At 74.8% G+C, this 6,128-nt stretch carries 2 protein-coding genes; both read right to left on the bottom strand.

Annotated elements, in window-relative coordinates; genetic code table 11:
- Positions 1-3,843 (bottom strand): MupA/Atu3671 family FMN-dependent luciferase-like monooxygenase (locus HLK59_RS47350; RefSeq protein WP_171147881.1); only part of this gene is annotated, 3,843 nt, incomplete at its 3' end.
- Positions 3,840-6,128, bottom strand: a 2,289-nt coding sequence (locus HLK59_RS47345; RefSeq protein WP_206328450.1) for an acyltransferase domain-containing protein, incomplete at its 5' end; no start/stop codon positions are given. The genes HLK59_RS47350 and HLK59_RS47345, both read right to left, overlap by 4 nt.

Raw genomic sequence — 6,128 nt, 5'->3', positions numbered from 1 at the left:
CCCCCGCTCCCGCTCCCGCCCACCTGAACGGGCCGCAGCCCGGCGCCGTTGTTCCGGGTCGGCGTGGTGGTGGCCGGGCTGCGGCCCGTTCAGGTGGGCGGGCGCGGGAGCGGGGGCGTGGGTGGCCTGTGGCTCGGTCGAGGTGCTTGCGGTGGGTGTGGCGAACGCCGGTGCGTGCGGGTGGGCAGGGGTGTGAGCGGTCCGCGGGTCGTCCAGTGTGCTCCCCGCCGGTGCCGCGAACACCGGCTCCCGGTCCTCCGCCGCCGCCCGGTACAGCTCCTCCAGGTCCGCGGCGAGCAGTCCCGCCGAGTGGGCGTCCGTGATGATGTGGTGCAGGCCGAGGACCAGCACGTGGTCGTCCGCCGCGAGGCGCAGCAGCCGGGGTGTGAACAGCGGCCCCTCTGCGAGGTCGTACGGCCGTCCGCTCTCCTCGCGCAGAACGGCGGCCACCGCCCGCGTCCCGTCGACGTCGGTCACCGTCAACTCCGGTCGCAGGTCCGGTCGTACGACCTGCTCGACCGTGTCACCCGCCGCGCGGAAGACCGTCCGCAGCCCCGCGTGCCGCTCGACGAGTCCCGCCACGGCCGTGCGCAGCGCCCGCTCGGAGAGGGGGCCGCGCAGCCGCACGGACTGGATCTCGTTGTACGCGGCCGGATCGGCGATCAGCCGGGCGGCGAGCCAGAGCCGACGCTGGGCGTCGGTCGCGGGACCGCGACGGACCGTGTCCAGCGGGCCCCCGGTCGCGGCCCCACCGAGGTCCTCCGCGACGCCTCGACGGCCGACGACCCGCCGCTGCGCACCCACAGAGCCGGGACCGCCCGCGCCCACCGCGCTCGTGCTCGGCGGCGCGGCCATCTCTGTGTTCCTGACTGGCGGCATGGCTTCCGCGATGCTTCGGCTCGGCGGCACGGTCTCCGCCACGCCTCGGCTCGGTGGCACGGCCTTCTCCGCGTTCGCGCCTGGCGGCATGGCTTCCGCGATGCCTCGGCTCGGCGAAACCGTCCCCGCCACGCCTTGGCTTGGTGGCACCGCCTCCACGGTGCTCAGGCTCGGCGGCGCGGCCTTCTCTGTGTTCCCGGCTGGTGGCACGGCTTCCGCGACGCCCAGGCTCGGCGGCACCGTTTCCACCGCGCCCAGGCTCGGCTGCACCGTCTCCGCCGCGCCCCGGCTAGGCGAAAACGCCCCCACCGCGCCCGCGCTCAGCGGCACCGCCCTCTCCGTGCCCCCGCCCGGCGAAGCCGCCCCCACGCCCCCCGGCACCGCCCCCGCCACGCGCCGCCGCAGCGCGTCCAGGTGTTCCAGGCCCGTGCGCATGTGGTCCGCAGGCATTCCGAAGTCCACCAGGGCGGCGATCTCGTCGACGCCGGCCCCGCGCAGCGAATCCACCAGGGGTGTGCAGCTGTCGGGTGTGCCGATGAGGGCGCGTTCGTCGCAGTAGCGGTCGTAGGCGCGGCGGAAGAGGTAGTCGAGGTCGTCGTCGCTCGCGGAGGCCACGTCCTCCGGTCCGGCGCCCGCCGCGCTCGCCGCCGACCGCATCTGGAGGGAGGAGCGCAGATAGCGGCTCATCGGCTCCAGGGCCTCCGCGCGGGCCGTGGCGTGGTCCGTGCCGAGGTAGGTGTGGAGGAGGACGGTGACGCGGCCGGTGTCGGGGTCGAGGCCGTGCTGCTCGCGGGCCTTGCAGAAATGGCGGATGTTGTCGGCGAGTTCGGCGACCGTCTGCCCCATCAGGTTGGTGACGATGCCCAGTCCACGCCGCCCCGCGTCCTCGTACGAGGCCCGCCGCCCGGAGGTGGCGAGGAACATCGGCGGCAGCTCCTGCACCGGGCGCGGATGGATCCGCACGTCGACGGGCTCGCCCTCGCCGCCGGTGCGCCGTACCGCACCGCCGCGCCACAGCGTCGTCACGTCGTCGAGGTGCGCGAAGGCGATCTCCTTGCGGCGCTCGAAACGGTCCGGGTGCAGCGCGAAGTCCTGGGCGTGCCAGCCGGTGGCGCAACCGAGGCCGACCCGGCCGCCGGAGAGGTTGTCGACGACCGACCACTCCTCCGCGACCCGCACCGGATCGTGCAGCGGCAGCACCACCGATCCGGCGTTGAGCCGGATACGGCTGGTCTCCCGTGCCAACGAGGCAGCCAGTACGGCCGGGTTGGGGAACAGGCCGCCGAAGGAGTGGAAGTGCCGCTCGGGCAGCCACAGGGAGCTGAAGCCGCGCTCGTCGGCGAAGCGGGCGGTCTCGACGAGCCGGTCGTAGGCGGAGGTGCTGTCGGCGTCGGGGTAGTCCCCGAAGAAGTACACCCCGAAGTCCAGCTGCCTGGCCGGGCGTTCGGGCCTGCGGGCGGCGGCCGAGGACCGGGACGGCGGGAAGAAGCCCGCCTCCCGCAGCTCCCGCAGGGACCCCTTCACCGCGTCCGCGACCCGCTCGGTGTCGGCGTCGGTGTGGGCGGTGGAGAGATAGAAGCTGCGCCACTCCCAGACGTAGATGCCGCGCAACAGCAGGTGCTGGTAGAGCAGTTCCATGTCCGCGCGGTGGACGAACCGGAACATCGACCCGAAGTGGGCGAGTTCCAGGGGGAATTCCTCGTCGGTGAAGAACCGGTTGAGGTCGTCGGCGAGGGCGTCCGTACGGGCGTTGAGGCGCTCCTGGAGCCCGGGGCCCTCGGCGTCGAGATGCGTGAGGACCGCCTTGGCCGCCGCCATGGACAACGGGTGCTGGAGATAGGTCCCGCCGAAGAACGTCGTCTCGGCGGTGGGGCGGCTCTCGTCGCCGTACCGCCAGAATCCGCCGTCGACGCCGTCCATGATGTCGGCCCGGCCCGCGATCGCCCCGACGGGGAAGCCGCTGCCGAGCGCCTTGCCGTAGGTGGCGAGGTCGGGCACGACACCGAAGTGGTGCTGGGCGCCGCGCGGATGCGGGCGCAGACCCGTGAGCATCTCGTCGAAGAGCAGCACGATGCCGCGCCGCCGGGTCAGTTCGCGCAGCTCGCGCAGGAAGGCGACCGGGCGCAGGGCGGGGTTGCGGCACTGCACGGGCTCGACGAGGACCGCGGCGATGCCGTCGCCGAGCGCGTCGATGGTGGCGAGGGCCTCCTGGCTGCCGTACTCCAGGACGATCAGCTCCGCGACGGCGCTGTCGGGGATGCCGCGGGAGACGGGCACGGCCAAGTCGCCCGGTCCGGGGCGGCCGAGCACCGTGTCGAGGTGACCGTGGTAGGAGCCGCGGAACATGACGATCCGGTCGCGTCCGGTGGCTGCGCGGGCGAGCCGGATCGCGGCGGAGTTGGCCTCGGTGCCGGAGGCCGCGAACGCGACGCGCTCCATGCCGGTGAACTCGGCGAGCAGCTGGGCGACTTCACCCGCCTCGACCGGGCGCGGCCCGAACCGCAGCCCGCCGTCCAGGTGTGCCCGCACGGCCTCGGTCACACACTGCGGCTCGTGCCCGAGCAGCAGGGATCCGAAGCCCATCGTGATGTCGGTGTACGTGTTCCCGTCGATGTCCGTCAGCCGCGCGCCGCGTGCGCCACTGGCCGCGAGCGGGTACAGGGTCTCCTTCGTCGAACGCCGGAACCCGACCACGGCCCGGCTGTCCGCGAGCACCGAACGCCGGGACTGCGCGAGCTCCTTGGAGGTCCGGGTGCGTTCCGTGAGCCGCCGGGTGAGGTCGGCGGCGTGCGCGCGCTGTGCGTCGGTGGCGTCGGCGCCGGCCATGCCGGAGTCGTGGGGGAGGGTGACGCGGGGGCCGTGGACGGCGGGTGCGGGATCCGCTGTGCCCTTGGCCCGCGCCAGCTGCTCGTCCAGCCGGCGGGACAGGGCCGCGGCCCGGTCCGCCGCCGTGGCCGGGCTCATCGGGCGGCCCGCTCGGCGGTGAGCAGGGCGACGGCGTCGGAGAGCTGGGTGATCAACGAGGCCTGGGTCTCGGCCAGCACGTCGATCTGCCGCCGCAGCTCGGCGACTTCGGCCCGGCTGGCGTACGCGTCGGGGCCGGGAGCCTCGGAGGGTGCCGTGTCCTGTCGCTCCGGTATCTGCCGTACGTCGATGATCTCGGCCCGTGGCTCCGGTGCCGGCCGTGCCACGCGCTCCGCGATGAGCCGTGCCGTCAACTCCGGTGACCCCGCGTCCTCCAGCAGCTCCCGCACGGCCAGCCGCACCCCGAACTCGCCCTCCAACTGCCGCAGCATGCCGATCAGTTGCAGGGAGTCCGCGCCCAGTCCCACGTAGGTCTGACCGGCGCGCAGCCCGTCCTGGTCGTATCCCAGGTGCTGTGCGGTCAGTTCGCGTACGCGCTTGAGTACTGCCTGGTCGGTCACGTCGTTCTCCCCATCGGGTTCTCTCGCGGGTCCGTGCGCGGGTTCGAGTGCGGGTGCGGCCGTGGTGGGCGGCGGCGGTGGGCCGATCCAGTACGGCCGGTGCTCGAAGGGGTAGGTGGGCAACGGGATACGCCGGCCCCCGCACCCTTCGAGCAGGGCGGCCCAGTCGAGGGGCGCCCCGGCGCAGTGCAGCCGGGCCGCGGCCCGCCACACGTCGTCCGGGGTGCCGCCCGTGGGCACGCAGAGGGTGTCCGGCACCGCGCGGCGGGCCAGCCGGGTCAGGGTGGCGTCCGGGCCGAGTTCCAGCAGGGCGTCCGTGGCGCCCAGGGTGCGCAGTACGGCGTGGAAGTCTGCGGGGCGGCGGGCCTGGCGGACGAGGTGGTCGGCGTCGGGCAGCCAGCCCGGGGGATGGGCGACGCCGTCGAGACCGCTGACGAACTCGATCTCGACGGGCCGCAGTTCGGTCCTCTCGGCGGCCGTGCGCAGTTCGTCGAGGACCGGGTCGAGGAGAGCGCTGTGAAAGGCACGGTCCACCGGGAGCGGTACGCCGGTCAGGCCCTGTTCGGTCAGCAGGCGGTACGCCTCGTCGACGGCGTCGGGCGGGCCGGCCAGCACCTGGTGCTCGGGCCCGTTGGACACGGCGAGCTCCACACGCCCGACCTCGGCGACGAGCCGCCGGACGCGGTCCCGGTCGGCGAAGACGGCGAGCATCGCGCCGGGCGCCGTGCCTTGCATCAGCCGGCCCCGCCGGCACAGCAGCCGCATACCGTCCGCCACGGACAGCGCCCCGGCGGCACACAGCGCCGCGAACTCCCCGACACTGTGCCCGGCGACCGCCCCGGGCCGCACACCCCAACTCCGCCACAGCCGGGTCTGCGCGACTTGCAGAGCGAAGATCGCGGGCTGCGCGAAGGCGGTGTCCCAGGCGACACCGGACTCCGGGCCGAGCGGCCGGTCGAGGCGACGGGGGTCCGCGACGACGGGGCCGTGCCGGGCGGGCCGGTGCGCCTCCCCGACGCCCCGATCGGCTGGGCTGCCATGGCGTGCCTCGCCGGGGGTGGCGGGCCGGTCGGTGGTGTTCGGGCCGTTGGTGGCGCGCGTTCTGTCGGAGTCCTGGCTGGCGGGTTGGCCGTCATGGTCCGCCCTGCCGGGGGTGGCCGGTCGGTCGGTGATGCTTGGGGCGCTGGTGGCGTGTGCTCTGCCGGAGTCCCGTTCGGCGGGTTGGCCGGCTGGGCTGTCATGGCCTGCCTCGCCGGGGGTGCCCGGCCGGTCCGTGGTGTTCGGGCCGTTGACGGCGTGCGCCCCCTCGGAGTCCCGGCCGGCGCGGTCCTCGTGGACCCCCGGCATGCCGGGGCCGCCGGTGATCCGCTCCAGGAAGTCGTGCTCGCCCGTCTCCTCCTCGTAGACCCGCGCGCACTCCCGCAGCACCTCGGCGACGACCGGGAAGCGGGCGGCGAGGGCGGCGGCCATGCCGGGGCCGCCGGTGCCCTGGCCGCTGAAGAGGAAGGCGGGGGCCACGGTCCGGTCGGCCGTCCCGGTCAGGGCGCCCGGCGCACCGGCGAGGAACGCGTCCAGCCCCTCGACGAAGGGCGCGGTGACGACCAGCCGGTGGGGCAGATGACGCCGCCCGAGCGCGGTCGTCGTCAGCAGATCGGCAGGGTCGAGATCCGGGCGCCGCACCAGCTCGTCCCGGAAGGCCCGGGCATACGCGACCAGCGCCGACGGCGTCCGCGCCGACAGCGGCAGCAGCACGGGCCCGTCCCACGCACCACGCCCCACGTCCGGCGCCCGCCCCCACGTCCGGCGCCGCCCCCCCCCACCCCC

This window comes from Streptomyces sp. S3(2020), from assembly GCF_013044505.1.
Taxonomy (GTDB): domain Bacteria; phylum Actinomycetota; class Actinomycetes; order Streptomycetales; family Streptomycetaceae; genus Streptomyces.
Note: the sequence above shows the minus strand (reverse complement) of the source record. Positions and strands in the feature narration are given on the sequence as shown.